This window comes from Dolosicoccus paucivorans, assembly GCF_900100125.1.
In the GTDB taxonomy this organism is placed as follows: domain Bacteria; phylum Bacillota; class Bacilli; order Lactobacillales; family Aerococcaceae; genus Dolosicoccus; species Dolosicoccus paucivorans.
The window spans coordinates 1-1,010 of the sequence record NZ_FNEL01000107.1 but is presented as its reverse complement, the minus strand read 5'-3'; the positions used below and the strand labels follow the sequence as shown (position 1 = coordinate 1,010).

At 41.2% G+C, this 1,010-nt stretch carries 1 protein-coding gene; it reads right to left on the bottom strand.

The window, feature by feature from the left end; translation table 11 throughout:
• Nucleotides 1–1,010: Rib/alpha-like domain-containing protein (locus tag BLR79_RS08850; RefSeq protein WP_268752999.1), on the bottom strand; the 1,010-nt coding region annotated here is incomplete at both ends.

Here is a 1,010-nt window from a genome sequence, read left to right as displayed (position 1 = left end):
CGGTTGTCTGTTACAACAACACGGATTGTTGTGTCAACAGTAGAACCATCATCAAATGTAACAGTTGCTGGAATTTCGAATTGCCCCACAGTTTGACCATCTGGTAGTTCACCGTTTGGTGTAACTTTGATGTTACCTGTGTACTCTGAATTTGGATCTACGACAACTGCATTATCTACGTCTTCTTGAGTTGTAGGGTTACCTAGATCTTTGTTGATGATATTGCTTACAACATCGCCACCGAACTTGTCTGCATCAGAACGGTTGTCTGTTACAACAACACGGATTGTTGTCTCAACAGTAGAACCATCATCAAATGTAACAGTTGCTGGGATTTCGAATTGACCAGCTGTTTGACCATCTGGTAGTTCACCATTTGGCGTTACAGTAATATTACCTGTGTACTCTGAGTTTGGAGATACGACAACAGCCCCGTCTACATCCTCTTGAGTTGTAGGGTTACCTAGATCTTTGTAGATGATGTTGCTTACAACGTCTGCACCGAATTTATCAGCTTGAGTTGTTTTATCTTCGCCAATAATGATTGGAACTTTGATCTCATCTTTAGATCCGTCTGGATAAGTTACTTCTACGTCAACTTCGTATTCACCTGGAGTGTTACCATCAGGAATTTGGTTAACATCTGGAACAGTGATAGCTGGTGGTGTAGCGTCTTCAGGATAACCTGGAACGGTTACTTGACCAATAATTTCATCTTCCGTTGGTGTTTGACCAAAGTCTTTTTCTAATGGGGTTACTTCTGGTTCGTACTTGTCTGCATCATCTTGTTTACCAATGATTACAGGTACTTTAACGTTATCTTTAGATCCGTCTGGGTACTCAACTTCTACTTCAACTTCGAAGTTACCTTCAGTATTGCCATCAGGGATTTGGTTTGGATCCTTAACAGTGATCTCTGGTTGTTCTGCATCTTCAGGGTAGCCTGGGATAGTTACTTGACCAGTAATCTCATCTTCTGTTGGAGTTTCACCAAAGTCTTTTTCTAATGG